The organism is Streptomyces sp. NPDC104761 (genome assembly GCF_055583445.1).
This window is the reverse complement of sequence record NZ_JBVJNZ010000011.1, coordinates 338,001-363,801: the sequence shown is the minus strand read 5'-3', so window position 1 is coordinate 363,801 and position 25,801 is coordinate 338,001. Positions and strand designations below refer to the sequence as shown.

The 25,801-nt window shown below is 70.6% G+C and carries 21 protein-coding genes and 4 tRNA genes; 15 read left to right on the top strand and 10 right to left on the bottom strand.

The genetic code is table 11. The features are described 5' to 3' along the window. Positions 1-211 precede the first annotated feature (211 nt). A complete protein-coding gene (locus tag ACZ63F_RS29080; RefSeq protein ID WP_469715171.1) occupies positions 212-2,410 on the bottom strand; it encodes a DEAD/DEAH box helicase in 2,199 nt (732 codons plus the stop codon). A gap of 582 nt (positions 2,411-2,992) precedes the next feature. Then, positions 2,993-3,517, bottom strand: coding sequence for a hypothetical protein (locus ACZ63F_RS29075; RefSeq protein WP_469715169.1), 525 nt, complete (start codon positions 3,515-3,517; stop codon positions 2,993-2,995). 139 nt (positions 3,518-3,656) lie between these two features. Here ACZ63F_RS29075 and ACZ63F_RS29070 point away from each other — a divergent pair, with 139 nt between their 5' ends. Next, the gene (locus tag ACZ63F_RS29070; RefSeq protein WP_469715167.1) at positions 3,657-4,268 is read left to right on the top strand and encodes a hypothetical protein; all 612 of its coding nucleotides are present in this window, start codon (positions 3,657-3,659) and stop codon (positions 4,266-4,268) included. Here the strand turns inward: ACZ63F_RS29070 and ACZ63F_RS29065 are convergent. Beyond that, entirely contained in the window at positions 4,256-5,185 is a 930-nt protein-coding gene (locus ACZ63F_RS29065; RefSeq protein WP_469715165.1) for a TolB family protein, read from the bottom strand. The two genes, ACZ63F_RS29070 and ACZ63F_RS29065, sit on opposite strands and share 13 nt — an antisense overlap. A 141-nt stretch (positions 5,186-5,326) precedes the next feature. On the opposite strand from ACZ63F_RS29065, the gene ACZ63F_RS29060 reads away from it, so the two are divergent. The 5 genes from ACZ63F_RS29060 to ACZ63F_RS29040 all read left to right on the top strand — a co-directional run bounded on the left by ACZ63F_RS29060 (position 5,327) and on the right by ACZ63F_RS29040 (position 7,661). After that, a complete protein-coding gene (locus tag ACZ63F_RS29060; protein ID WP_352361908.1) occupies positions 5,327-5,677 on the top strand; it encodes a metallopeptidase family protein in 351 nt (116 codons plus the stop codon). A 75-nt stretch (positions 5,678-5,752) separates the two neighbouring features. Continuing rightward, positions 5,753-7,297, top strand: a complete 1,545-nt coding sequence (locus ACZ63F_RS29055; RefSeq protein WP_469715162.1) for a metallophosphoesterase family protein — start codon at positions 5,753-5,755, stop codon at positions 7,295-7,297. A gap of 81 nt (positions 7,298-7,378) precedes the next feature. Next, a tRNA-Glu gene (locus ACZ63F_RS29050) sits at positions 7,379-7,451 on the top strand. Between the two features lie 37 nt (positions 7,452-7,488). Then, positions 7,489-7,563: transfer RNA gene (locus ACZ63F_RS29045), tRNA-Asp, on the top strand. Positions 7,564-7,587: 24 nt separating this feature from the next. Continuing rightward, positions 7,588-7,661: transfer RNA gene (locus ACZ63F_RS29040), tRNA-Phe, on the top strand. 38 nt (positions 7,662-7,699) lie between these two features. Here the strand turns inward: ACZ63F_RS29040 and ACZ63F_RS29035 are convergent. Next, on the bottom strand, positions 7,700-8,182 hold the full coding sequence (locus ACZ63F_RS29035; protein ID WP_469715160.1) for a PH domain-containing protein: 483 nt from the start codon (positions 8,180-8,182) through the stop codon (positions 7,700-7,702). Positions 8,183-8,414: 232 nt separating this feature from the next. Here ACZ63F_RS29035 and ACZ63F_RS29030 point away from each other — a divergent pair, with 232 nt between their 5' ends. The 6 genes from ACZ63F_RS29030 (at position 8,415) to ACZ63F_RS29005 (ending at position 17,079) form a co-directional block, all read left to right on the top strand. Then, entirely contained in the window at positions 8,415-11,282 is a 2,868-nt protein-coding gene (locus ACZ63F_RS29030) for a PKD domain-containing protein (RefSeq protein ID WP_469715158.1), read from the top strand. A 19-nt stretch (positions 11,283-11,301) separates the two neighbouring features. Next, a complete protein-coding gene (locus ACZ63F_RS29025) occupies positions 11,302-11,499 on the top strand; it encodes a DivIVA domain-containing protein (RefSeq protein ID WP_469715155.1) in 198 nt (65 codons plus the stop codon). Positions 11,500-11,567: 68 nt separating this feature from the next. Next, positions 11,568-11,855 (top strand): hypothetical protein, encoded by a 288-nt coding sequence (locus tag ACZ63F_RS29020; protein ID WP_469715152.1) that lies wholly within the window; start codon positions 11,568-11,570, stop codon positions 11,853-11,855. 233 nt (positions 11,856-12,088) lie between these two features. Next, on the top strand, positions 12,089-16,033 hold the full coding sequence (hrpA, locus tag ACZ63F_RS29015; RefSeq protein WP_469715149.1) for an ATP-dependent RNA helicase HrpA: 3,945 nt from the start codon (positions 12,089-12,091) through the stop codon (positions 16,031-16,033). A gap of 94 nt (positions 16,034-16,127) precedes the next feature. Further along, positions 16,128-16,202 (top strand) — tRNA-Asp (locus tag ACZ63F_RS29010). A gap of 685 nt (positions 16,203-16,887) precedes the next feature. Beyond that, entirely contained in the window at positions 16,888-17,079 is a 192-nt protein-coding gene (locus ACZ63F_RS29005) for a DUF6274 family protein (RefSeq protein WP_469715147.1), read from the top strand. Between the two features lie 501 nt (positions 17,080-17,580). On the opposite strand, the gene bldC is transcribed toward ACZ63F_RS29005, so the two are convergent. Beyond that, positions 17,581-17,787, bottom strand: a complete 207-nt coding sequence (gene bldC / locus ACZ63F_RS29000; protein ID WP_003949541.1) for a developmental transcriptional regulator BldC — start codon at positions 17,785-17,787, stop codon at positions 17,581-17,583. Positions 17,788-18,454: 667 nt separating this feature from the next. Further along, complete coding sequence (locus ACZ63F_RS28995; RefSeq protein WP_469715145.1) at positions 18,455-19,297, bottom strand: DUF8083 family protein; 843 nt, start codon at positions 19,295-19,297, stop codon at positions 18,455-18,457. Between the two features lie 264 nt (positions 19,298-19,561). Here ACZ63F_RS28995 and ACZ63F_RS28990 point away from each other — a divergent pair, with 264 nt between their 5' ends. After that, positions 19,562-20,653: a Leu/Phe/Val dehydrogenase gene (locus tag ACZ63F_RS28990; RefSeq protein ID WP_469715143.1), complete on the top strand. Its 1,092-nt coding sequence runs from the start codon at positions 19,562-19,564 to the stop codon at positions 20,651-20,653. 300 nt (positions 20,654-20,953) lie between these two features. Next, positions 20,954-21,217 (top strand): DUF3073 domain-containing protein, encoded by a 264-nt coding sequence (locus ACZ63F_RS28985; RefSeq protein WP_046733692.1) that lies wholly within the window; start codon positions 20,954-20,956, stop codon positions 21,215-21,217. A gap of 123 nt (positions 21,218-21,340) precedes the next feature. Here the strand turns inward: ACZ63F_RS28985 and purM are convergent, their stop codons facing one another. The 4 genes from purM to ACZ63F_RS28965 all read right to left on the bottom strand — a co-directional run bounded on the left by purM (position 21,341) and on the right by ACZ63F_RS28965 (position 25,503). Further along, positions 21,341-22,411 (bottom strand): phosphoribosylformylglycinamidine cyclo-ligase, encoded by a 1,071-nt coding sequence (gene purM, locus ACZ63F_RS28980; RefSeq protein WP_469715141.1) that lies wholly within the window; start codon positions 22,409-22,411, stop codon positions 21,341-21,343. 34 nt (positions 22,412-22,445) lie between these two features. Continuing rightward, positions 22,446-23,975 carry an amidophosphoribosyltransferase gene (purF, locus tag ACZ63F_RS28975; protein ID WP_469715139.1) on the bottom strand — a complete coding sequence of 510 codons (1,530 nt, stop codon included), beginning with the start codon at positions 23,973-23,975 and terminating at the stop codon, positions 22,446-22,448. A gap of 232 nt (positions 23,976-24,207) precedes the next feature. Beyond that, entirely contained in the window at positions 24,208-24,642 is a 435-nt protein-coding gene (locus tag ACZ63F_RS28970; RefSeq protein ID WP_469715137.1) for an META domain-containing protein, read from the bottom strand. A 63-nt stretch (positions 24,643-24,705) separates the two neighbouring features. Further along, positions 24,706-25,503 carry a maleylpyruvate isomerase family mycothiol-dependent enzyme gene (locus ACZ63F_RS28965; protein ID WP_469715135.1) on the bottom strand — a complete coding sequence of 266 codons (798 nt, stop codon included), beginning with the start codon at positions 25,501-25,503 and terminating at the stop codon, positions 24,706-24,708. A gap of 92 nt (positions 25,504-25,595) precedes the next feature. On the opposite strand from ACZ63F_RS28965, the gene ACZ63F_RS28960 reads away from it, so the two are divergent. After that, a complete protein-coding gene (locus ACZ63F_RS28960; protein WP_093501116.1) occupies positions 25,596-25,799 on the top strand; it encodes a helix-turn-helix domain-containing protein in 204 nt (67 codons plus the stop codon). Positions 25,800-25,801: the final 2 nt, after the last annotated feature.

Here is a 25,801-nt window from a genome sequence, read left to right as displayed (position 1 = left end):
ACGCGCCGCCCTCCCCTCCGAACGCAGAAAACCCCCCCCCCCCCCACCCCCCCTCCCCCCCCCCCCCCTTCTTCCCCCACCCCCCCCCCCCCCATCCCCCCCCCCCCCCCCCCCCTCCCCCCCACCCCCCCCCCCCCCCCCCCCCCCCCGCGCCCCCCCCCCCCCCCCCCCCCCCCCCCCCCCCCCCCCCTCAGCCGTTCATGAGGGTGCGTCAGCCGTTGCGCTTCCAGCGCGGCTTGTCGTCGCGGCGGCCGAAGGAGCCGGAGGACGACGAACCGCGGTGGTCGTCACGGCGGCCGAACGGGCGGTCGTGGCCGCTGTGGCCGCCGCTGCGGAAGCCCGGGCGGTCGTCGCGGCGGTCACGGTTGAACGGGCGGTCGCTGCCACGGTGACCGGACGGACGGTCGTCCCGGCGGAAGCCGCCCCGGTCGTCGCGGCGCTCGAAGGAACGGCCGCCGCGGTCGTCACGGTCCCGGTCGAAGGAACGGCCACCGCGGTCACCACGGTCGTCGCGGCGGAACCCGCCACGGTCGCCCCGGTCGTCACGACGCTCGTCGCGGCGGAAACCCCCGCGGTCGTCCCGGCGGTCGCGGTTGAACGGACGGTCCGTGCGGTCGCGGTCCCGGTCGAAGGAACGGCCACCGCGGTCACCGCGGTCGTCGCGGTCGAAGGGGCGACGCTCGTCACGGCGTTCGAAACCGCGCTCGCGGTTTTCGCGACGCTCGAAGGGGCGGCCGCCACGGTCGTCACGGCGGTCGTCGCGACGCTCGAAGCCACGGTCGCGGTCACGGTTGAACGGGCGGTCGCCACGGTCCCGGTCGCGGTCCCGGTCGAAGGAACGCTTCTCGAAGCCGCGCTCCCGGTTGTCCCGGCGCTCGGTCTCCCGCGCCGCCGGAACCGTCGGCTCGGCCGCCACGACGGCCTCCTCGACCACGGCCTCTGCCTGGGCCTGCGCCTCGGCGACCGCCGCCTCCGGGTCCTCGCCGCGCTCGCGGGCGACCCGGGCGACCAGACGGTCGGCCTCGTCGCGCAGCTCGGCGGCCCGGCGCTGCGCCCGCTCCAGCTCCTTGGTGAGCTGGGCGACCTCGCGCTCGGCCTGCTGAGCCGCGTTGGCCGCGGACTCGGACTGGACCTCGGTCATCGAACGGGCGCCGGTGATCTCGGCGACCTCGGGCTCGAAGGCGGTACCGGAGTTGATGATGTGACGTCCGGCGTCGACGCCCGCGTCCTCCATGAGGCGGAAGATCTGGCGGCGCTGGTGCGGCAGGGAGAGCGAGACGACCGTGCCGGTGCGGCCCGCGCGGGCGGTACGGCCGGCCCGGTGCAGGTAGTCCTTGTGGTCGCCGGCCGGGTCGACGTTGAGGACCAGGTCGATGCCGTCGACGTGGATGCCGCGGGCCGCGACGTCGGTGGCGACGAGGACGTTGACGTAACCGTCCTTGAAGTCGGCGAGGGTCCGGGTCCTGGCCCCCTGGGTCATGCCGCCGTGCAGCGCGTCGGCCTTCACGCCGGAGTCGCGCAGCTGCTCGGCGACGCGGTCGGCGCCCAGCTGGGTGCGGACGAAGATGATCGTGCGGCCCTTGCGGGAGGCGATGGCCGCGGTGACCGGCGCCTTGTCCTTGGGCTTCACGATGAGGATGTGGTGGGACATGGTCGTGACCGCGCCCTGGGCCGCGTCGACCTCGTGCGAGACCGGGTCGACCAGGTAGCGCTTGACCAGCGTGGAGATCTCGTTCTCCATGGTGGCGGAGAAGAGCATGCGCTGGCCGCCGGCCGGGACCTGGTCGAGCAGCTCGGTGACCTCGGGCAGGAAGCCCAGGTCGGACATCTGGTCGGCCTCGTCGAGGACGGCGATCTGCACGTCCTCGAGGGAGCAGGCGCCGCGGTTGATGATGTCGCGCAGGCGGCCCGGGGTGGCGACGAGGATGTCGACGCCGCGCTCCAGGGCGTAGATCTGGTTGCCCATGGACGTACCGCCGCAGACGACCTTCATCTTCAGGCCGAGGACGTCGCCATAGGGCTGGAGCGCGTCGGCGACCTGCATCGCCAGCTCGCGCGTCGGGGTGAGGATGACGGCACGCGGCCGCTTCTTCTCGGTACGGCCGCCGGCCAGCGTGGCCAGGGTGGGCAGGCCGAAGGAGAGGGTCTTGCCGGAGCCGGTGCGGCCACGGCCGAGGATGTCCTTGCCGACCAGGGCGTCCGGGATGGTCGCGGCCTGGATCGGGAAGGGGGTCGTCACGCCGTTCTGCGCGAGCTTGCGCACGACGCCCTCGGGGAGGCCGAGGTCGGCGAAGGTGGTCTGGGGGGTGGTGTCGGTGGTGTCAGCGGTCTCCTCGGAGACCTGGGTCACCAGCTCGTCGTCCTGGATGTTCTCGGGCACGACGATCTGATCATTACTGGACACGGACATGCGAATGCGAAACCTTCCGGAGTCTCTTCGGCACGCGCCCGTCAACTCCGTGATTCGCTCACGACCGCCTCAATGCGGTCCGCCACGGCAAGGGAGAGTACGCGCCACACGGCGCGCTCTGCGGTGGCGCCGGGCAAATGGGATCAAACGATCTACCACCATACGCACCCAACACCCACGAAGGCAAACCGAGCCGCAACCTCGCAGCTCACAGCAGGTTCACCACAGCCCCATCGACGCTCACGCCAATCCATCGACGCACAGATCACACAGATCACGTACACCGGGTCAGACAGACCGGACGCGTAGCCCTACAGGTCCCCCAACACCCGGGCCCGCCCTCTTCTTCCCCGCGCCCGAGACCACCCACCCCGACCGCCCCGAACGCGCCCGCCGGCGTCGGACTCGCCACCCGGACCGCCGCAGCTGCCGTAGCTCCCCCGCCGGACCGCCAGGCGACTCCGCCCGAGCTCCTCGTGTGGCGCCGCCCGAAAGTTTTTTTCCGCCGCAACGGCGCTCAGCCCCCGCCGCGCGGCCCGGCGGTGCCGAAACCACCCGCACCCCCGCGTCCGGCGCCACCCCCTACGCCGGTGTCCCCGCCGCCGGTGCCGGCTCCCGCTGGACCAGTTGGGTCCCCGTGCCCTCGTGTGCCGACGAGGACGGCTCGGCGGACGGCGGATCCGTCGCCGGAGGCGGCGGGGTGGGGGAGTCCGGCGGCGGGGTGGGCGAGGCCGCCGGCGGCGCGGGGGTCGTCGGGGCCCCTGTCGGCCCGGCCGGCACCCCCGGCACCACGCTCCTGCCCGGCTTCGCCGGTACGGCAGGCGCCACGCTCGCCCCCTTCGTCGGCTTCGCGGACGCCGACGACGACTCCCCCGGCTTCGCCTTCTCCCCGTGTCCGCGCTTGCCGTCGGCCACCACGCCGCCGTACCCCGCACCGCCCTCGCCCCACCCGCCCGACCCGCCGTCGGCCGCGTCACCGTCCCGGTGCCCCGCGGAGTGCGACGGCTTGGCCTTGCCGGCGTCGTCCCCCACGTTCACACAGCCGGCGGCGGCCGCGACCGCCATCACCGTGACGGCCAGACGGACGGGTACGTACAAGGGGCGCACGGCGGCCACCTCCGGGGCGGAGAAAGAAGTCAACCTGCCCAACTCCCGCCGCCCACAAGAGGACACGCCTCGCCGCCCGACCGTCGCGAGGGCGCGCACGGGTGGTTCACCATGGGGTGTGCGATTCGACTCCGTTCCCATGCCGGCGAGCGTCGAGGCCAGACCTCGTGACAGCCGCGGCTACCCGGTGCCCGCCATCACCCCGTGGGAGGGCGACGCCCCCCAGTTCGCCCTCACCGACTACGAGCGCAGCGCGGAGTGCGCCCGGAACAGGCGGTGTTCCGTCTGCGACACCCTGATGCCGAGGGGACCGGTGTGGCGGGTGGTCGGCGCCGCGGAGAGTGCCGCGATCCGCGACGCGCTGGCCGCCGGACGGCCGTACCGGAACCTGGCGCCGACCTTGGAGGGCCCCGGGCACCGCGCGTGCATGCTCTACGCCTCGATGGTCTGCCCGTACCTGGCCCGTCCCAACGCCAGGCGGGGCACCAGCGCACAAACCCCGGACGACATGACCGCGCATGTCGTCCGGGGTGCCGTGCGAGGAAAGCTGGGTGCCGTGGTGGGGTTCGCCGACTACGAGTTCGCCGTCACCAGGTCCCAGGTGCTGTTCCGTTTCCTCGACGTGGTCGAGTTCCTGCCGCACGACACGGCGGACCAGCACCTGGCAGCGCTACGGGCCGAACTCGCCCGCGCGGACGCCGGCCCGGACGGCCGCTCCGACGGCCGCCTGGACGGCGGTCAGCCGCGGTAGGCGGGCAGTCCCTTGTGCGTGGAGGCCTTGACTGGGTTACCGAACCCGTGGCCGGACTTGGTGACGGTGTAGGTGCCGTTCGGGGTCCGGAACGCGATGGTCCTGCCGTTGGGCGACCAGGTGGGCTCGGTGTAGTCGGTGGCGGCGTGCGGGGTGATGTCCTTGACGGCGTTGGTGCCGGCGGTCAGGTCGTCCACGAAGAGGTGGTCGTGGCCGCCGACCGAGCGGACGAAGACGACCTCTTCCGCGTCCGGCGAGAGCGCCGGCTCGGACCCCTTGGTCAGCGCACCGCCCTGCTGACGCAGGTAGTCGTCCCGGATGTAGACCTCGCCGTTGTGCGTGTTCTCGTAGACGGCCGTGCCGTAGGACCCGCCGGCGTTCGGCCAGGTGTTGTTCGTCTTCGGGAGCGCGCCCGTCTCCGGGTCGTCGCTGTTCAGGCTGATCCTGGCCGGCCTGCCGTGGTTGCTGGTGGCCTTGACGCTCTCCAGCACGGTGCTGCCCTGGATCCTGGCGGAGAAGATGATGTTGTTCTTCGCGGGGATGCCGTTCGTCCGGTCCGCCGCGGCGACCTGCCAGGTCGGGTGGGACCAGGTCTGGTGGCCCGGGTTGGCGGCGACGGTGACCCGGTGGCTGCCGTCGGGGTCCGAGACGACGAGGTTGCCGTGGCCGTCGACGAAGACGGCCTTGCTGCCGCTCGGGTTCCAGGCAAGGTCGCGGACGACGGTACCGAAGTCGATCGACCTGCCACCGACGAGGACGTGCCGGGTGCCGTCGCTGATGGTCAGCCCCCGGGGCACGCTCACCGCCTTGGCGGCGGGAGCGGCCGTCGCGGTGGCGGACAGGCCGGCCACGGCCAGCAGCGCGGCGACACCGGTGGCGGCGGCCGCTGTGGTGCGACGACGGTAACGTGCGGACATCGGGTTCCCCCCAGGGTGCATGACCAGGTCGATGACAGAAGTGTTGCCAGGGGGCATGACGGAGCTGTGCGTGCGCTGTCACAGGCGTGCAATAGAGACCGGAGACCTCCGTTCCGCGCGTTCGTCCCTGACAATGGCCCTGTGCTGGAGATGACCCGCGACGGGTTCGAAGAACTGGTGAGCGAGGCCCTGGACCGGATCCCGCCGGAGCTGACGCGGGTCATGGACAACGTGGCCGTGTTCGTCGAGGACGAACCGTCCGCCGACGACCCGGAGCTGCTGGGCCTCTACGAGGGGACCCCGCTCACCGAGCGCGGCGAGTGGTACGCCGGGGTCCTCCCCGACCGCATCACGATCTACATGGGACCGACCCTCCGGTACTGCGAGACGCCGGAGGACGTGGTCCACGAGGTCGCCGTGACCGTCGTCCACGAGGTGGCGCACCACTTCGGCATCGGGGACGCCCGCCTCCACGAACTGGGCTGGGGCTGACCTGCCCGGCTCCTGAACCCGTCGAGGGGCACGAACCGCCGCATATGAGCCGGTGATCCTGGGCATACGGCACCAATGGCCCGCGTCCGCACCCGAACCCGAGCCCGCCTGCCCGTCCTGGAACTCGCCCCCGAGGCACATGCGCCGCCCGCCTGGAGCCGCGTCCTCGGCCTGGCCGCCGTCGTGCTCGTCGGCGCCTGGCTCGGCCTGCTGATCGTCGGGAACGTCCGTGCCCAGGTCGGCCCGATGGACACGACGATGACGCTGCGCCCGTCCCTCACCGGCGGCACGAAGATCAACGTCTCCCCGCTGGGCGCCCTCTACCTGGACACCCACTCCGGCCCCGTCCGCCTCGACGTCAACGTCGACCAGCTCGATCCGGTCCGCGCCGAAGCCCTGGTCGACCACCCCGAGCGGCTCTCCGGCCTCCAGGACGAGGTCGCCCACGACGTCGAGCACGGCACCCTCGACCTGGCCGTACGCTCCTGCGTCGCCGTCGTCACCGGCGCCACCGCCCTCGGCCTGGCCGTCTACCGCCGCCCGCGCCGCGCCCTGGCCGCCGGCGGTCTCGCCCTCGCCCTGCTCGCCTCGTCCGGTGCGACCGCGTTCGCCACCTGGAACCCCGAGTCGGTCCTGGAACCGCGGTACTCCGGCCTGCTCTCCTCCGCCCCGGCGCTGGTCGGCAACGCGCGCAGCATCGTCACCGAATTCGACGTCTACCAGAAGGAACTGGCCCGCCTGGTGACGAACGTGACGAAACTGCACGACGTCACGTCCACGCTCCCGGCCTACTCCCCGGACCCGGCCACCCTGCGCGTCCTGCACGTCTCCGACATCCATCTGAACCCGGCGAGCTGGAAGATCATCGCCTCGCTGGTGGAGCAGTACAAGGTGAACGTGATCGTCGACTCCGGCGACACCATGGACCACGGCACCGCGGCCGAGAACGGCTTCCTGGACCCCGTCGCCGACCTGGGCGTGCCGTACGTCTGGGTCCGGGGCAACCATGACTCCCGTACCACCCAGCACTACCTCTCCCGCATGAAGAACGTGCACGTCCTGGACGACGGCCGCGCCGAGACGATCGCCGGGCTGCGCTTCGCCGGGATCGGCGACCCCCAGTTCACCCCCGACCGCTCGTCCGTCCCCGGCGGCGACGCGGCCGAGGAACTGGCCGGGGACCGCCTCGCCACCGCCCTGCGGGAGCAGCGGGCGGCCGGCACCCCGGCGGACGTCGCGATCGTCCACGAGCCGTCCGCGGCCCGGATGACGGACGGCGAGGTGCCCCTGGTCCTGTCCGGCCACCTCCACCACGAGCAGACCGAACTCCTGCCGCACGGCACCCGGCTCCGCGTGGAGGGATCCACCGGCGGCAGCGGGCTACGGGCCGTCGAGGGCAAGTACCCGGACCCGATCGAGGCCTCGATCCTCTACTTCGACCGGGACAGCCACCGGCTCCAGGCCTGGGACGAGATCAAACTGGGCGGCCTGGGACAGACGACGGCCGAGGTCAGCCGTCACCTCCCGGAGGACAACCAGCCGGGCGCGACCCCGTCCCCCTCGCAGAGCCCGTCACCCTCAGGGAGCACGACCAGCACACCCTCGCCCTCGGCGCCGTAAACCGTTTTGGCGATACTCCCCGCCATCCCATATGCTTCTCACGTCCCCGACGCGCTGACGAAGCGCCCAGGCGGGCCGATAGCCCTCATCGTCTAGCGGCCTAGGACGCCGCCCTTTCAAGGCGGTAGCACGGGTTCGAATCCCGTTGGGGGCACGCAAGATCGTGTGCAACACTGTTGCACACACAGCTTGGTCCTGTGGAGCAGTTTGGAGTGCTCGCCACCCTGTCAAGGTGGAGGCCGCGGGTTCAAATCCCGTCAGGACCGCTGGGGTTTCACGTGAAACCTCGTGGCTGGGTAGCTCAGTTGGTACGAGCGATCGCCTGAAAAGCGATAGGTCGCCGGTTCGACCCCGGCCCCAGCCACAACAGACAGCCCCTCCGGGATTCCGGAGGGGCTGTTCTCATTCCCCGCCCCGCCCACCGCGCTTTTTCCACTCCCGGCGCATCAGCTGCAGCTTTTCGTGGAAATCCGGGTCCTCGGCGATCTTTCCCGAGGTGAAGGGAACGGGCAGCAGGAACGACGTGCCGTCGGTCCGGGTGACTCCGATCTGGGTGATGCTCCCGTTGCGCCCACGGCCCGCGAGCTCGTGGATGCTCTCGATGTCCCTCCAGGCCACGCGCCGGCGGCCGGTCATCCCGCGGGTGCGCAGGCCCTCCGCGTCGATGCGCGTGAGCCCCATGGTCATCCCGACCATCACCACGCACACCACGGTCGGCGCCAGCCCCAATGACAGCCACAGCCCCACGGCCGCGCCTGTCTGGTGATCGGCCAAGAGCTTCCACGCACGCTCGGCCGCCCACCCGGCCCACACTCCGAGGAGCAGCGCGAACGCCCACATCACGGAGCGCTGCCTGGCTCTGTACCGAAAGACCGTCTCGTTCATCCGTGCAGTGTGGCAGCGCGGACCCCGGCAGCCTGGCGCTGCCCGTCAGCCGCTTCGTTTTGGGCAAGACCGGGGTGGATCATGGCGTTCCTTTGGAATGCAGCTGCGACCATGACAACTGCATGTCAACGCTGAGCTGAACCTGCCTGGACCCCAAGCGCTCGTACCCCCAAGGCTGTTCACCCCCATCCGGCGTTCTCGTGACCGCACCGCGAACGCTCCGGGAGACTCCGTGCACAGATCCCGCCCCACCGTCGGGCTGTCCCTCGCCATGGTCGTCGTCGCGGGGGTGATGAACGGCCTGGGCAGCGGGCCGGCAGTGGCGGACCCGGGGACCGACGGGACGCTGTACGTGAACCATGACGTGACGTGCAGCGACAGCGGGACGGGCACACAGAGCCTGCCCTTCTGCACCGTGCAGGCCGCGGCGGACGTGGTGGAACCGGGGGACACGGTCCTGGTCCTGTCGCCGGACAACCGCCCCTACGCGGAAGCTGTGACCTTGACCCGCTCGGGCACCGGCGACGCGCCGATCACCTTCACCGGGGTCCCCAGCGCGGGTGTCACCTGGGCGCAGCTCGCGGCGCCCGGTTCCGCACCGGCGCTGACCCTCGACGCCGTGCACGACGTCCGGGTCGCATCGCTGATGTTCAGGTACGGCGGCAAGGACGCGGTGGCGTCGAAGGGGTCCGACCACATCACCTTCGACCGGCTGTCCTTCATGCGCCCCGCGTCGGGTACCGGCAGTACGGGGACCGCGATCACCGTGGACGGCGCCTCCTCGGACGTGACCGTGTCACGGAACACGATCTACGACGGATACGCGTACGGCGTGCGGGCGGAGCAGGGCGCGGCCCGGGTCACCGTGACTACCAACGTGATCAACAACCCGCTCCTGGGCGGGATCACGATGACGGGGACGACCGGCGCGGACGTCACGGGCAATTCGGTCGTCTCCTCGTGCGCCACCGGGATATCGCTGGACGGCGGAAGTTCCGGAGCGGTGGAGAACAACGTGCTCGGCTCCACCAAGCAGACGCAGAACAGCACGTGCCCGGCGCCCACGGCTCCGCTCTATGCGGTGTCGGCCGATTCCGCGGGACAGGTCACCGGCGACTACAACGTTGCGGAGCTCGGCAGCGGCCCCGCCGCCTCAGCGCGCCCCGAGTACGCCTGGGCCGGAACCCCCTACGCCACCACCGCTGCCCTGCGGGACGCGACCGGACAGGGCGCGCACGACATCGACGGATACAGCGCGCCGGTCACCGGGTCGCCGCAGGAGCACTCCCCGCTCGTCGACTCGGCCGACGCCCAGGCGCCGGGCGAACTCACCACCGACGTCAAGGGCGCCCCGCGCGTCGACGACCCCCTGGTCGACGACACCGGCACCGGCGCTTCCCGACCCGACCGGGGCGCCGTCGAACGGCAGGACCTGATCACCATCCCGTCCGACGACCATCCGTCCCCCTGGACCGGAGTCGCACCGTTCACCACGTCCGTGAAGACCAGCGACGCCACCAGCTCCTGGGGCGAGGCTCTGACCTACTCGGTCGACTTCCAGGACGGCAGTGCCCCCGTCACCGGCCCGCAGGGCGACCCGATCGCCCACACCTACACCACACCCGGCAGCTACACCCCGGTGGTCACCGTCACCAACACCGACGGCACGAGCCGGACCACATCCTTCGGAACGGCAACGGCGGGTACAGCCACCCCGCCGCCCGCCTCGCTGTCCGCCACGGCGGCCGTGGGGGGCGTGGGGACCGCCGCAGGCGCCGCGCAGTTCGCCGTTCCGGCGCCGGCGGACTCGTGGGAGGTGGCCCAGCGGGTCCTGACCTACGGCGACGGCAGCCAGGAGGGACTGGACACCCGGGCCCAGGGGGCACTGCACCAGTACCCGGCTCCCGGCACCTACACCGCCACGCTGACGCAGACGGACCTCCTGGGCCGCACCACCACCGCCACGACGACCTTCCACGCCGCGGACACCTTCGTCGCCATGATCCCGCAGCACGACACCGAGAAGACGATCGCCGCCCACGGGGTCCTGAAGTTGTCGGCCGCCACACTGCGCGCCGATTCCGACGGCGTCGACGCGGCTCAGCTGCAACTCGTCACCAGTGCCGCCAGAGCGAGCGGCTCGCTCACCCTCTACACCGCCGGCACCACCCGTCCCGCCACCTCCACCATGAACTTCGAGCCCGGCCGGACGGCGCTCAACGAGGCGACGGTCAAGGTCACCCCGACCGGTTCGGTCGACATCTACAACAGCGGTTCCGGCGCGGTCACGGTCAATGTCGCGACCGTCGGCCTCCAGTCGAACGCCCAGTACGGCGACTTCTACCACCCGGCCACACCGGCCCGCCTGCTGGACACCCGCAACCACACCGGGGGCATCACCGGCCCGGTCGCCGGCAACCACTCGGTCACGCTGTCGGTCGGCGGCCCTCACGGTGTCCCGGCGGGAGCGCACGCGGTGGTCCTGAACGTCACCGCGACCAGCACCAAGTCGTCCGGCAGCCTGGTCGTCTCCACGCACGGTGCCACCGGCTCCGGCGTGACCGGCCCCTACTGGACCACCGGGCAGACCGCGACCGCCCAGATCGTGCTCCCCCTGAAGGACGGCAAGGTCGTGCTCCACAACGCCGGCACGGGGTCGGCGCAGCTCGTCGCCGACCTCGCCGGCTGGTACGGCGGCGCCCCGGCGGGCGGCTCGGAGTTCCTGCCCGTCACCCCGGCCCGCATCCTGAACACCCGCACCGGAACCGGCACCGGCAAGGTCGCCAGGCTCGCCGCCCACGCCACCCTCAAGCTCAAGGTCACCGGCGCCCACGGCGTCCCCGCGACCGGGGTCACGGCCGCCGACCTGAACCTCACGGTGCCCGCCCCGTCCGGGAACGGCTACCTCGTCGCCTACCCGGACGGCACCTCGCGCCCCGGCGTCTACTCGCTGAGCTTCACCAAGGGCCACACCGCGACCGCCCGTGCACTGGTCAAGGCCGGCACCGACGGCGAGATCGACCTCTACAACGCCGGTAGCACCTCGGTGGACGTGTACGCGGACCTGCTGGGCGACTACGACGTCTTCCCGGCGCGCTGACCCAGAGAGAGGAGACGTGATGGCACCCGAGGACCACGGCTTCGAGATCGTCCGGCGCGGCTACGACCGCGCCCAGGTCGACGCCTACCTCGCACTCCTGGCCCCGGGCACGGCCCCGGACGCGCCGCCCGCCTTCGACATCGTGCGCCGCGGATACGACCGGGCCCAGGTCGATGCCCGGCTGGCCGAGTTGAGGGCGGCGGGCGGACACACCTGAGCCTTCTTGGCGACGCGGCCCGCCGCCGCTAGGTTCTGGCGGGTCAACACGTCACCAGGGTGGGGAAGATGAACCGGGATCAGGACATACAGCTGGAGAAGGACCGTGCGCGCTACGGCCTCCTCGCCGTCGTCGTCAGCAACCTCGCGATCGCCGGGGTCGCGGTCTTCGGCGTCTGGCGGCTCAACGGCAACGAGTCCGTGATCATCGGCGTCCTCACCGCCGCCTTCACGGCGGTGAGCAGCATGACCACGGCGTACCTCGGGATCAAGGCCGTATCGAACACGGCAAAGTCCATCGCCGCAGCCTCCACCCCGGCCCCGACCCCCACGGCCCCTGCCCAGCGAACCCCCTAGGGGCTTTCACTCACCGGCGCCGGCATGGTGCCGCTGAAATGGGGCGACCGGCCAAGTGCCCCTTCAGGGGCGCTGGGGGTACCCCCCGGCCGAAGGCTGGGGGAGGAACTGCGCGACCAGCCCCCACCGGCCCGCACCCGAACCGAACCGTCCGCCCCCGGCACCGTCGGCCAAACCGCCGGAGGCAAAAGCGTTCGCCATGAATTTCCATGAGGTGAGATCCTGGACCGCGTATGTCTACGCATCCCGCTCCCGCCCTCGGCCCCCTCGCCCCCCGCCTGACCGAGCTCTCACTGCGCGACGCGCACCGGCTCGGGCGCAGGCTGGAAGGTGCGCGCAAGATCCGTAAGCCGGAGGCCCGGGCCGCCGTCCTCGCCGAGATCGAGGCAGAGGTGGCCAGGGCCGAGGAACGGATGGCCGCCCGGCGCGCCGTCGTGCCCGCCGTCTCGTACCCCGAGCAGCTGCCCGTCAGCCAGAAGAAAGACGAGATCGCGGAGGCGATACGCGATCACCAGGTCGTGATCGTCGCCGGTGAGACCGGTTCCGGGAAGACCACCCAGATCCCCAAGATCTGCATGGAGCTCGGGCGCGGCGTGCGCGGCATGATCGGGCACACCCAGCCCCGCCGGATCGCCGCCCGTACCGTCGCCGAGCGGGTCGCGGAGGAGCTGCGCACGCCCCTCGGGGAGGCCGTCGGCTGGAAGGTCCGCTTCACCGACCAGGTGAACCCGGACGCCACCTTCGTCAAGCTGATGACGGACGGCATCCTGCTCGCCGAGATCCAGACCGACCGCGAGCTGCGCGCCTACGACACGATCATCATCGACGAGGCCCACGAGCGGTCCCTCAACATCGACTTCCTGCTGGGCTACCTCGCCCAGCTGCTGCCGCGCCGGCCCGACCTCAAGGTCGTCATCACCTCCGCCACGATCGACCCCGAGCGGTTCTCCCGGCACTTCGGCGACGCCCCGATCATCGAGGTCAGCGGCCGGACGTACCCGGTCGAGGTGCGGTACCGGCCGCTCCTCGAGGAGGACGCGGAGGACGCCGACCGGGACCAGATCACCGCCATCTGCGACGCGGTGGAGGAGCTCCAGGGCGAGGGACCGGGCGACATCCTCGTCTTCCTCTCCGGCGAGCGGGAGATCCGGGACACCGCCGACGCGCTCACCAGGAAGAACTACCGGTTCACGGAGGTCCTCCCGCTCTACGCCCGGCTCTCGCACGCCGAGCAGCACCGGGTCTTCCAGCCGCACACCGGCCGCAGGATCGTTCTGGCGACCAACGTCGCCGAGACCTCGCTCACGGTCCCGGGCATCAAGTACGTCATCGACCCCGGCTTCGCCCGGATCTCCCGCTACAGCCACCGCACCAAGGTGCAGCGGCTGCCCATCGAGGCGATCAGCCAGGCCAGCGCGAACCAGCGCAAGGGCCGCTGCGGCCGTACCTCCGACGGCATCTGCATCCGGCTGTACAGCGAGGACGACTTCGTCTCCCGGCCGGAGTTCACGGACGCCGAGATCCTCCGTACGAACCTGGCGAGCGTCATCCTGCAGATGACCGCGGCCGGCCTCGGCGACATCGAGAAGTTCCCCTTCATCGACCCGCCGGACCACCGCAACATCCGGGACGGCGTGCAGCTGCTCCAGGAGCTGGGCGCCATCGACCCGGCCGAGAAGGACCCGCGCAGACGGCTCACCGACACCGGCCGCAAGCTCGCCCAGCTGCCGGTCGACCCGCGGCTCGCCCGGATGGTCCTGGAGGCCGACAAGAACGGCTGTGTCCGCGAGGTCATGGTCATCGCCGCCGCGCTCTCCATCCAGGACCCGCGCGAACGCCCGGCCGAGAAGCAGACCCAGGCCGACCAGCAGCACGCCCGCTTCCGCGACGAGACCAGCGACTTCCTCGCCTTCCTCAACCTGTGGAGATACGTCAGGGAGCAGCAGAAGGAGCGCGGCTCCAGCTCCTTCCGGCGGATGTGCAAGCAGGAGTACCTGAACTTCCTGCGGATCCGCGAGTGGCAGGACATCTACACGCAGCTGCGCACGGTCGCCAAGCAGATGGGCATCCACCTCAACGAGGAGGACGCACCCGGTGACCGCGTGCACGTCTCCCTCCTGGCCGGCCTGCTGTCCCACATCGGCATGAAGGACGTGAAGGACGGCGCGAAGAACGAGTACCTGGGGGCGCGCAACGCCAAGTTCGCGCTCTTCCCGGGCTCCGCACTCTTCAAGAAGACCCCGCGGTTCGTGATGTCGGCCGAGCTGGTGGAGACCAGCCGCCTCTGGGCCCGGGTCAACGCGAAGATCGAGCCGGAGTGGGTCGAGCCGCTCGCCGAGCACCTCCTCAAGCGGACGTACAGCGAGCCGCACTGGGAGAAGGACCAGGCGGCCGTGATGGCGTTCGAGAAGGTCACGCTGTACGGCGTACCGATCGTCGCCGACCGGAAGGTGAACTACGGCCGGATCGACCCGGAGACCAGCCGCGAGCTTTTCATTCGCAACGCACTGGTCGAGGGCGACTGGCGGACCCACCACAAGTTCTTCGCCGACAACCGCAGGCTGCTGAGCGAGGTCGAGGAGCTGGAGCACCGCGCCCGGCGCCGGGACATCGTCGTCGACGACGACACCCTCTTCGACTTCTACGACCAGCGGGTGCCCGAGCACGTCGTCTCCGGCGCCCACTTCGACTCCTGGTGGAAGCGGAAGCGGCACGAGCAGCCGGAGTTCCTGGACTTCGAGCGGGAGATGCTGATCCGGGAGTCGGCCGAGGCGGTCACCAAGGCCGACTACCCGGACTCCTGGCGGCAGGGGCAGCTGAAGTTCCGGGTGACGTACCAGTTCGAGCCGGGCGCGGACGCCGACGGCGTGACCGTCCACATCCCGCTCCAGGTCCTCAACCAGGTCAAGGACGAGGGCTTCGACTGGCAGATCCCGGGCCTCAGGGAAGAGGTGGTCACGGAGCTGATCCGGACCCTCCCGAAGCCCATCCGCCGCAACTACGTGCCCGCGCCGAACTTCGCGAAGCGTTTCCTGGACGCGGCGGTGCCGTTGCAGGAGCCACTGACCACGACCATGGCGCGCGAGCTGAAGCGGATGGTCGGCGTGCCCTTCGAGGCCGAGGACTTCGACTGGGCGAAGGTCCCCGACCACCTGAAGATCACCTTCCGGATCGTCGACGAACGGCGTCGGAAGCTGGCCGAGGACAAGGACCTGGAGGCGCTGAAGCTCCGGCTGAAGCCGAAGGCCCGCCAGGCCCTCTCCCAGGCCGCCGCGGCCACCGCCTCCCGCGAGGGCGGCGAGTCCCTGGAGCGCAAGGGCCTCACCGACTGGACGATCGGCACCCTGACGCGCGTCTTCGAGACCCGTCGGGCCGGGCAGCCGGTCAAGGCGTACCCCGCGCTCGTCGACGACGGCGACACGGTCTCGGTCCGCCTCTTCGACACCGAGGAGGAGCAGGCCGAGGCGATGTGGAAGGGCACCCGCCGGCTCGTCCTCCGCAACATCCCGGTGAACCCGGCGAAGTTCGCGTCGGAGAAGCTGACGAACGCGCAGAAGCTGGCGCTGTCGGCGAACCCGCACGGCACGATCCAGGCCTTGTTCGACGACTGCGCGATGGCGGCGGCGGACAAGCTGATCGCCGACTTCGGGGGGCCGGTGTGGGACGAGGAGTCGTACCGGAAGCTGTACGACAAGGTGCGCGCCGAGATCGTCGACACGACGGTCCGTACGGTCGGGCAGGTGCAGCAGGTGCTTGCGGCCTGGCAGGCCTGTGAGCGCCGCCTGAAGGGTGTACGGAGCCCCGCGCTCCTCGCGAACCTGACGGACGTCCGCAAGCAGCTGGACGCCCTCGTGAAGCCGGGCTTCGTGACCTGGGCCGGTATACGACGCCTCCCCGACCTCATGCGCTACCTGGTCGCCGCCGACCGCCGTCTCCAGCAGATGCCGACGAACGTCCAGCGGGACACCACCCGCATGGAGAAGGTCCACGAGATGCAGGACGAGTACGCCTGGCTCCTGGAGCAGCTCCCGAAGGGCCGGCCGGTGCCGCAACAGGTTCTGGACATCCGCTGGATGCTGGAGGAGCTGCGGGTCAGCTACTTCGCGCACGCGCTGGGCACGGCGTACCCGGTCTCGGACAAGCGGATCGTGAAGGCGATCGACACGGCGGCTCCGTAACCGACCGGGCACGCTGGGTGAGTTCGACCAGGGCCCACCCCCTCCTGTACAGTCCTTCTCGCAGCACAGCGCAAGACAAAGTGCCGCGAAACCTGGTCCTGTGGAGCAGTTTGGAGTGCTCGCCACCCTGTCAAGGTGGAGGCCGCGGGTTCAAATCCCGTCAGGACCGCCCAACCGCCAAGGCCCGCATCCCCCAAGGGAAGCGGGCCTTTCGCATACCCCCAACCACAGGCGAGTCGGCCACCGCCACGAACCGCCGCCGCGGCGGAAAGACAGACACCAGTCGCACCCCCACTCCCGCCGCCACGGCGACCACCCCAACGGCGCGGACCGGCGGTGCCGGACCGGCCACAGCCAGCGGGCCAGGCACCGCCGGGAACCGCCGTCGTGGCTGAGCGCCATCGCGGCGGAAAGACAAGCACCGGCCGCACCCCACTACCGCCACCACAGCGACCCTGACCGGCGGCGCCGGACCGGCCACAGCCGACGGGCCAGGCACCGCCGGGAACCGCCGTCGTAGTTGAGCGCCGCCGCAGCGGAAAGACAAGCACCGGCCGCACCCCCACTCCCGCCGCCACGGCGACCACCCCAACGGCGCGGACCGGCGGTGCCGGACCGGCCACAGCCGGCGGGTGGCGGGAGGAGAGGGCGGCCCGGCAGGGGGCACCTGTGGAGTAGGCGGGCAGAAAGAGGGGCGTATCGGAGGGGGTCGGTCTGAAAAGAGGCTGGATCGGTCGCATCTGGTCGGCTTGGGGCGTGCGGCGCGTAGTGGTCGGTGCCCTTGACGGCGTCACATTCGGTGGTAACCAGGAGGGAGGGCTTGGTTGTTGTCGGCGCCCTTCTGGAGGTGGCGTATGGCGGCTTCGGTGCGGCACGAGACGCGGGCGTTACTGAGGGCCCACCTGGCGGCCGCCTCGTCGTACCGGCATCTGACCCGCCACTGCGCGGTCTGCCACCAGCTGCTGCGGCTGGCCATGGACTCCGTCCCGCACGCCGCGGAGCCCCCCGAGGACGCCACGGAGGACCAGGCCCCGGTCAGTCCGTGACGGTGGGCCCAACCGCCGTTCCCCCAAGGGCCGGTGGAGCGCGCGACTCCTCTAGCGCACGCGGGGCAGTACAAACAACCCGTGCGGTATGTGACGGGTGTCACCGCATGAGTTTCCGAAACGGCGGTACTTACCCCCTTCCTACAACTGGTCAATTTAATATGTGCAATTGCACCACCCTGGGAGCCCGACGACGGACCTCGCCCCGAGCCCCCTCCGGTGCCCGCACAGCGGATCCGACAGCGATCCCCAGACTCCGACAAGGCTGCTCACAGAGGCGCCGGTCAGGCTCGCCGAAGACGCCATGGACGCACAAAAAAGATCGCGCTGGACCCGGCGGAGTCCAGCGCGATCCACGACGCACCCTGTGTCGCTTGCCTGAAGGTTCTTGTCGGCCTGGGCGTGGTCCCTGTTGGGGCAGGTCCCGCGTCGCTTGTAGCTAGGGTTCGGGGCACTTCGGCCAGTTGGGGGACCGGTCGGTTTGCCCGCTATTCAGTTGGATCAGGCTTCACTGCGCTGCTGCGGGATGCCCGCCAGCAGGGCGCGCACCTCAGCCTCGCGGTAGCGGCGGTGTCCGCCGAGCGTGCGGATCGACGTGAGCTTGCCAGCCTTCGCCCACCGCGTGACCGTCTTGGGGTCGACGCGGAACATCGTGGCGACCTCGGCGGGGGTCAGCAGCGGCTCGGCATCAGGGGTGCGAGCGGTCATGAGCGGCCTCCTCGGGAGAACCGAACCTTCTCGGTTCTTTCCTCTAAATTCTGCACCTTGACCCGCGTTGCCCGAAATGGCGGACGCGAGTCGAGTCGGTTATAGGACGAACGGCTTGTCCTCGGCACTACAACTACACCATCTGTCCAGCCGCGTCGGCCAAACCGATGGAATTGCCCTCCCAGGTAGGCATCAGCCGCGGAAGCCGATGGACCATGCCATAGCGGACAGTCACGCCACTGTGACGATCAGTCACAGGACGATCAGGAGGCACCAGACCCCCCAAAACACGTAATGCTGAGAATCCGCCCACAGTGCACCACACTTGGACGGATGGAGCCCTCCCCGGACTCCTTGTCCTATTTTGGCACGAGGAGTGGCAAGAGGCGCAAGAGCCGTGTAAGTGCTATCCGTCACCCTTGACGCAAAAGCCCGGATCGGGATCCAACGTCCAGTGCGTTCACTGAAGTGCCGTCAACGTACGTTGTTTCATGGCTTCTGGGCCGTGACGTACGTCACTCACCACACACACGTCACGCAGGTGTCACCCGGCGGTAAACCGCATCGGACGGCCCGTCACTCAGTACGGATCACCGGGCATCCGCGCTCAGACGGGTTCCCAGACCGGCCCTCGGACCGGCCGGCGGACCGCCACGCAGACCTGCCCTCAGTTCGCCGAACGGCGGTCCCGTACCGTCCGCCACCGCTCCACCAGCCGCCCGTACGCCTCCCCGGCCGCCGCCCCGTCCCCCTGACGCAGCGCCTCGATGCCGGCCGCCACGTCGGCCGCCGAATGGTCGTCCTCCAGGTCCCCGGCGGGCAGGGTGTGCACGAGGCCGCCGTAGTCCAGCTCGACCACCGAGCGCGGATGGAACTCCTCCAGCCAGCGGCCGACGTCCACCAGGCCGTCGATCAGCGGCCCTTCCTCCACGCTGTCCTTGAGCGTGCGCAGCGCCCGGGCCACCCGGCGCCGGGCCTGCACCATGGGCGTGCGGTAGCGCAGCATCGGCGGGATCTCGGCGGTGCCCTTCTCGTACCGGCGCTCCTCGTCGGAGACCAGCACGAACCAGTTCAGCGGCACCTGCCAGGTCGCCGTGCGGATCCAGGGCCGGGAGTCGGGGTTGCGGGCCAGCCAGCGCTCGTAGTCCATCGCGGCCTGCCGGCGCACGACCGGCGGCAGCATCACGTCCAGGACCGGCTTCGGCAGCTCCTCGGAGAGCTCCTCCAGAGCCCGCCAGCCGCGCAGCCGGGTCCGCCACGGACAGACGCAGACGACGCCGTCGACCTCCAGGACGAACGCGTCGCCGCTCTCCTGCACCGGCACCGCGATCGGCGGGGTGGGCAGCAAGTCGGCCAGGGAGCGCCGGAGTTCGTCCTGGTAGGAGGGGCGCTCCGGGCGGCGGGCGTAGCGCGTCCAGTGGTCGCGCTCCCGGTCCGGGAAGGCTGCCAGCGGCTCGTACACACGCAGGTACGTCGCGTAGGGGACGACCACCGAGGACACCTTGGGCACGCCTGCTCCCTCCCCATCGGACCGGGCTCGAAACCAGCGGAACCCACGGTGGAGCCATGACGGAGCCGACCGGGGCCGACCGCGGAAACCACAGCAAATCGTCCCACGCTCATACGTGCACACGCGGCACGGGAGAGTGATCCTGAACACTGCGCGGATGGTGTACGGGCAATGGCTCTACGCTCATGCCAGGCCCCCGCCACCCTTACGGGAGCCCCCGCTTCCACCCGCGCGACACACGCGACACAACCGGGAGTCACCACAGTGACCGACGTTTCCACCGGCGTCCTGCACACCCTGTTCCACTCGGACCAGGGCGGTCACGAGCAGGTCGTGCTCTGTCAGGACCGCAAGAGCGGCCTCAAGGCCGTCATCGCCATCCACTCCACCGCACTGGGCCCCGCCCTCGGCGGCACCCGCTTCTACCCGTACGCCAACGAGGAGGAGGCCGTCGCCGACGCCCTCAACCTCGCGCGCGGGATGTCGTACAAGAACGCCATGGCCGGGCTCGACCACGGCGGCGGCAAGGCCGTGATCATCGGGGACCCGGACCGCGACAAGACCGAGGAGCTGCTGCTCGCCTACGGGCGGTTCGTGGCCTCGCTCGGCGGACGGTACGTCACCGCCTGCGACGTCGGCACGTACGTCGCCGACATGGACGTGGTGGCCCGCGAGTGCCGCTGGACCACCGGGCGCTCCCCCGAGAACGGCGGCGCGGGCGACTCCTCGGTGCTCACCGCCTACGGCGTCTACCAGGGCATGCGGGCCAGCGCCCAGCACCTGTGGGGCGACCCCTCGCTGCGCGGCCGCACCGTGGGCATCGCCGGCGTCGGCAAGGTCGGCCACCACCTGGTGGAGCACCTGCTGGAGGAGGGCGCCCGGGTGGTCGTCACGGACGTGCGCCGGGAGGCCGTCGGCCGGATCTCCGACCGCCACCCGCAGGTGCAGGTGGCCGTCGACACCGACGCCCTGATCCGCGTCGAGGGCCTCGACATCTACGCCCCCTGCGCGCTCGGCGGCGCCCTGAGCGACGCGTCCGTGCCGGTGCTGACCGCCAAGGTGGTGTGCGGCGCGGCCAACAACCAGCTCGCCCACCCGGGAGTCGAGAAGGACCTCGCCGACCGCGGGATCCTCTACGCGCCGGACTACGTGGTGAACGCCGGCGGGGTCATCCAGGTGGCCGACGAGCTGCACGGGTTCGACTTCGAGCGGTGCAGGGCGAAGGCGGCGAAGATCTTCGACACCACCCTGGCGATCTTCGCACGTGCGAAGGAAGACGGGATTCCGCCGGCCGCGGCGGCCGACCGGATCGCCGAACAGCGGATGCACGAAGCGGCAACGGCAGCCGGCCACTGATCGAACACCGGGTTTCCGGACGGTTTTCCGGTACCCGCCGACGGGCACTTCGAGAGAACTCTCACGTTCGTCGGCGGGTCGTCCGCCAGGAAGTGGTTAAAATCGTGGTTGACCAGCGGGGACGGGGCACCTCGCGGGTCGTGCAGCCAGGCGCGTGGTGCGGGCGACGTACCGTATGGGCGCGGGCTCAGGTACCGTGGAAGCCCTACGGACCGGTCTCTCCGAGGAGAGCCCGTTCCGGATCATGAACGCGTGTCAGACTCTGGGGCCGTCGAGCCCCGTCACCGAGGGGGTCGAGCCATGGGGCGCGGCCGGGCCAAGGCCAAGCAGACGAAGGTCGCCCGCCAGCTGAAGTACAACAGCGGTGGGACTGACCTGTCACGTCTGGCCAGCGAGCTGGGCGCATCGACTTCGAGCCAGCCGCCTAATGGCGAGCCGTTCGAGGACGACGACGAGGATGACGACCCGTACGCCCAGTACGCGGATCTCTACAACGACGACGATGAGGACGAGGACGAGGACGACCAGTCCGGTCCGCACTCCCAGCATCGTCGCGGTGCTTGACGCCGGCGGCTGCTGAGCCGCTTCACAAACCCGGTCCGGGGTTTCGACGCCGGACCGGGTTTTGTGCTGGGCTCGCGGGGCTCCGCCCCGGCCCCCGCTCCTCGAACGCCGGAGGGGATGGGCCTATGCGTAGTCGCCCACCAGTTCCGCACCCGTGGTGTGTTCGCCGCGGTCGGTGATCTCGCCGGCGACCCAGGCGTCGACCCCGCGGTCGGCCAGTGCGGTCAGTGTCACGTCCGCCGATTCCTGCGGGACGATCGCGATCATGCCGACGCCCATGTTGAGCGTCTTCTCCAGTTCGAGCCGCTCGACGCTGCCGGTGCGGCCGACCAGGTCGAAGACCGGACCGGGGGTCCAGGTGGTGCGGTCGACGATCGCGTGCAGGTGGTCCGGGATCACCCGGGCCAGGTTCGCGGCGAGTCCGCCGCCGGTGACGTGGCTGAAGGCGTGGACCTCCGCCGTCCGCATCAGGGCCAGGCAGTCCAGCGAGTAGATCTTGGTCGGCTCCAGGAGTTCCTCGCCGAGGGTGCGGCCGAGGTCCTCGATGTGCGCGTCGAGCGCGAGACCGGCCTGGTTCAGCAGGACGTGCCGGACCAGGGAGTACCCGTTCGAGTGAAGCCCGGAGGACGCCATGGCGATCACCGCGTCACCCGTACGGATACGATCCGCGCCGAGCAGCCGGTCGGCCTCCACCACGCCCGTACCGGCTCCGGCGACGTCGAAGTCGTCCGCACCGAGGAGGCCCGGGTGCTCGGCCGTCTCGCCGCCCACCAGGGCGCAGCCCGCCAGTACACAGCCCTCGGCGATGCCCTTGACGATGGCGGCGACCCGCTCCGGGTGCACCTTGCCGACGCAGATGTAGTCGGTCATGAACAGCGGCTCGGCGCCGCACACCACGATGTCGTCCATGACCATGGCGACCAGGTCGTGGCCGATGGTGTCGTACACGCCGAGCCGGCGCGCGATGTCGACCTTGGTGCCCACGCCGTCCGTCGCGGAGGCCAGCAGCGGGCGCTCGTAGTTCTTCAGGGCGGAGGCGTCGAAGAGGCCGGCGAAGCCGCCGAGGCCGCCGAGGACCTCGGGGCGCTGCGTCTTCTTCACCCACTCCTTCATCAGCTCCACGGCGCGGTCGCCCGCGTCGATGTCGACGCCGGCAGCCGCGTAGGAAGCACCGGGAACAGAGTTCTCAGACATTGCCTGGGATCTTTCGGGTTGGTTTCTACGAGGCTTACGGGCGACGGATCGCGTCGGCCGCGGCCGTGGCTGCGGGACCGGCCGCCAGCTCGGTCTCCAGGAGCTGCTTGCCGAGCAGTTCGGGGTCCGGGAGCTCCATCGGGTACTCGCCGTCGAAGCAGGCGCGGCACAGGTTCGGCTTGGCGATGGTGGTCGCCGCGATCATGCCGTCGATGGAGATGTACGCCAGGGAGTCGGCGCCGAGCGAGGTGCCGATCTCCTCGATCGTCATGCCGTTGGCGATGAGCTCGGCGCGCGTGGCGAAGTCGATGCCGAAGAAGCACGGCCACTTGACCGGCGGCGAGGAGATCCGGATGTGGACCTCGGCCGCGCCCGCCTCCCGCAGCATCCGCACGAGGGCCCGCTGGGTGTTGCCGCGGACGATCGAGTCGTCGACGACGACCAGGCGCTTGCCCTTGATGACTTCCTTGAGCGGGTTCAGCTTGAGGCGGATACCGAGCTGGCGGATGGTCTGCGAGGGCTGGATGAAGGTCCGGCCGACGTAGGCGTTCTTGACCAGACCGTTGCCGAAGGGGATGCCGGAGGCCTCGGCGTAGCCGATGGCGGCCGGGGTGCCGGACTCCGGGGTCGCTATCACCATGTCGGCGTCGACCGGGGCTTCCTCGGCGAGCTTGCGGCCCATCTCCACGCGGGAGAGGTACACGTTCCGCCCGGCGATGTCGGTGTCGGGGCGGGCCAGGTACACGTACTCGAAGACACAGCCCTTGGGCTTCGCGTCCGCGAATCGGGAGGTGCGCAGGCCGTTCTCGTCGATGGCGACGAACTCGCCCGGCTCGATCTCGCGGACGAAGCTGGCACCGCAGATGTCGAGCGCGGCGGACTCCGAGGCGACGACCCAGCCGCGCTCCAGACGGCCGAGGACCAGCGGGCGGATGCCCTGCGGGTCGCGTGCGGCGTAGAGGGTGTGCTCGTCCATGAAGACGAGCGAGAAGGCGCCCCGGACCTTCGGCAGGACCGCGTGCGCGGCCTCCTCGATGGTCAGCGGCTTGCCGTCCTCGTCGGTCTGGGCCGCGAGGAGGGCGGTCAGCAGGTCGGTGTCGTTGGTCGCGGCGACCCGGGTGGACCGGCCGTTGTGGTCCTTGGGGAGTTCGGCGACCATCTCGGCGAGCTGCGCCGTGTTGACGAGGTTGCCGTTGTGGCCGAGCGCGATCGAGCCGTGCGCGGTGGCCCGGAACGTCGGCTGGGCGTTCTCCCACACGGAGGCACCGGTGGTCGAGTAGCGGGCGTGACCGACCGCGATGTGACCCTGGAGCGAACCGAGCGAGGTCTCGTCGAAGACCTGGGAGACGAGGCCCATGTCCTTGAAGACGAGGATCTGGGAGCCGTTGCTGACCGCGATACCCGCGGACTCCTGGCCCCGATGCTGGAGGGCGTACAGCCCGAAGTACGTGAGCTTGGCGACCTCTTCACCGGGAGCCCAGACACCGAAGACGCCGCAAGCGTCCTGGGGGCCCTTCTCACCGGGGAGCAGATCGTGATTGAGGAGACCGTCACCACGTGGCACGGCACCGAGTGTAGGCGAGATCGACCACTGGTCCGAATTGGGGATACCCGGCGGTAATGGATCTACGACCACGGACACGGTTGTGGCTTTCTCCATTTCCGCAGGTCAGCACGGTGGGAGCTTTCTCCAGATGGCGCCGGTTCGGGCGGAGCGGTGCCCGCGCAACCCCCTCACACCGTATCTCTGAGTGAGGTGTCGCACATCATTCGGGGGGTCGCGCGGCCGCCGAGTGTCATGCCTTGGACAGCTGGACCCGGTCGCCGCCGCTCGCGGTGAGGGTGAGTTTCGCGCCCTCGCCCGTCATGGTCAGCGGTCCGGAGGTGAGCGTGCGGGAGAGGGTGCGCTCGAAGGTCATCCGCGCGTTGTCGCAGGCCATCCGGGTGGTGCGGACATGGCTCAGCCGGAACTGGTCGCCGGTGATCTGCACGGTGCCGCTGAACTGGTTGCACCCGAAACTGCCGGCCGCCCGGTCGTCCTCGATCCTCACGTGGGCGCGCGCCGGGGCGCGGAGGGTGGTGCCGTCGACGGTCACGCTGTCCACGGTCCAGTCGGTCCCGGTCACGGCCGGCACAGTCCCCACGGTTCCGCCTCTCCCGCCGCCACAGGCCACCGCGAGCAGAGCGAGCAGGGCGGCGGCCACTGCCCTCGCCAGGGTCGTACGGCGCATGCGCTGTTTCAACCCGTACCCGTCCATACCGTTTCGACGGCGTGCCCCGGGCGACCGGTTCCCTCACCCGAGGACGGGCAGGTACGCCCCGAGGTCCGCACGCTCTCCGCTGGCGCTGACCCTGGCGGACGCCAGGGCCTCCTGCCAGCCCAGCCGTCCGGTGGCCAGCCGGATCCAGGTCAGCGGGTCGGTCTCGACGACGTTCGGCGGGGTCCCCCGGGTGTGCCGGGGCCCTTCGACGCACTGCACCACGGCGTACGGCGGCACCCGCACCTCGGTCGACCCGCCGGGCGCCTTGACGGCGAGCGCGTCGGCGAGCAGCCGGGTGCAGGCGGCCAGGGCCTGCCGGTCGTAGGGGATGTCGAGTCCCGGGACCGCCGCGCCGAGGTCGTCGGTGTGCACGACCAGCTCGACGGCCCGGGTGACGAGGTAGTCGTCGAGGGAGAGCGCGCCGGCGCTGGTGGCGAGCAGCCGGGTGCCGGGATGCGTGTCGAGCAGGCGGCGGAAGCTGTCGTCGATGTCGGCGAGGTAGGCGTCGAGGTCGGGGTGGCCGGCGGCGAGGCGGCGGGTGAAGGCGTCGATGGCGGCGGCGTTGCCGGAGGTCCCGAACGGCCAGTCGAGCAGCACCGCGTCCGCCTTCGCCGGCTCGGGCTGGTCAAGGGCCCGGTGGACGGCGGTGAGCGCCATCCCGATGTGGGCGACGAGGTCCCGTACGGTCCACCCCTCCAGCCGGGTGGGGAGCGCGAGTTGGTCGGGGGCGAGGGTGCGGACCGCGTCCCGCACGTTCGAGAACTGGGCGAGAACCGCCGCGCGGGTCTTGGCGGGGTCGTACGTCCTGGGGCGCTTCTTGGCGGGAGGCATGGCGGTGAGCGTATTGCCTCGGTCCGACAGACGAGACCGGAGTTGTCAGGCTGGGTTGACAATGCTCGATCCGTCAATCCAGACTGACAGACATGGAGACACAAGAGCTCTCGGAACGCCTCAGGTCGCACGACCCCGCGGTGGGGCTGCGGGCCGTGGGAGCCCTGCACCGGCTGGCCGAACAGGTCGAGGCGGCGGCGGTCGTGCGCGCCCGCGAACAGGGCTGGTCCTGGGAGCAGATCGGGGACGCCCTCGGGGTGTCCCGGCAGTCCGTTCACGCCAAGTACGGGAAGTGAGA

What these genes read in the sequence shown, in the direction of transcription:
- ACZ63F_RS28985 (WP_046733692.1), top strand. Translation starts at nt 20,954, where the DNA reads ATGGGGCGCGGCCGGGCCAAGGCCAAGCAGACGAAGGTCGCCCGCCAG.
- ACZ63F_RS29070 (WP_469715167.1), top strand. Translation starts at nt 3,657, where the DNA reads ATGCCGGCGAGCGTCGAGGCCAGACCTCGTGACAGCCGCGGCTACCCG.
- purM (WP_469715141.1), bottom strand. Translation starts at nt 22,411, where the DNA reads ATGTCTGAGAACTCTGTTCCCGGTGCTTCCTACGCGGCTGCCGGCGTC.
- ACZ63F_RS29020 (WP_469715152.1), top strand. Translation starts at nt 11,568, where the DNA reads ATGAACCGGGATCAGGACATACAGCTGGAGAAGGACCGTGCGCGCTAC.
- ACZ63F_RS29065 (WP_469715165.1), bottom strand. Translation starts at nt 5,185, where the DNA reads ATGTCCGCACGTTACCGTCGTCGCACCACAGCGGCCGCCGCCACCGGT.
- ACZ63F_RS28970 (WP_469715137.1), bottom strand. Translation starts at nt 24,642, where the DNA reads ATGCGCCGTACGACCCTGGCGAGGGCAGTGGCCGCCGCCCTGCTCGCT.
- ACZ63F_RS28965 (WP_469715135.1), bottom strand. Translation starts at nt 25,503, where the DNA reads ATGCCTCCCGCCAAGAAGCGCCCCAGGACGTACGACCCCGCCAAGACC.
- ACZ63F_RS29055 (WP_469715162.1), top strand. Translation starts at nt 5,753, where the DNA reads ATGGCCCGCGTCCGCACCCGAACCCGAGCCCGCCTGCCCGTCCTGGAA.
- ACZ63F_RS28960 (WP_093501116.1), top strand. Translation starts at nt 25,596, where the DNA reads ATGGAGACACAAGAGCTCTCGGAACGCCTCAGGTCGCACGACCCCGCG.
- ACZ63F_RS29005 (WP_469715147.1), top strand. Translation starts at nt 16,888, where the DNA reads ATGGCGGCTTCGGTGCGGCACGAGACGCGGGCGTTACTGAGGGCCCAC.
- ACZ63F_RS29035 (WP_469715160.1), bottom strand. Translation starts at nt 8,182, where the DNA reads ATGAACGAGACGGTCTTTCGGTACAGAGCCAGGCAGCGCTCCGTGATG.
- ACZ63F_RS29080 (WP_469715171.1), bottom strand. Translation starts at nt 2,410, where the DNA reads ATGTCCGTGTCCAGTAATGATCAGATCGTCGTGCCCGAGAACATCCAG.
- ACZ63F_RS29025 (WP_469715155.1), top strand. Translation starts at nt 11,302, where the DNA reads ATGGCACCCGAGGACCACGGCTTCGAGATCGTCCGGCGCGGCTACGAC.
- hrpA (WP_469715149.1), top strand. Translation starts at nt 12,089, where the DNA reads ATGTCTACGCATCCCGCTCCCGCCCTCGGCCCCCTCGCCCCCCGCCTG.
- bldC (WP_003949541.1), bottom strand. Translation starts at nt 17,787, where the DNA reads ATGACCGCTCGCACCCCTGATGCCGAGCCGCTGCTGACCCCCGCCGAG.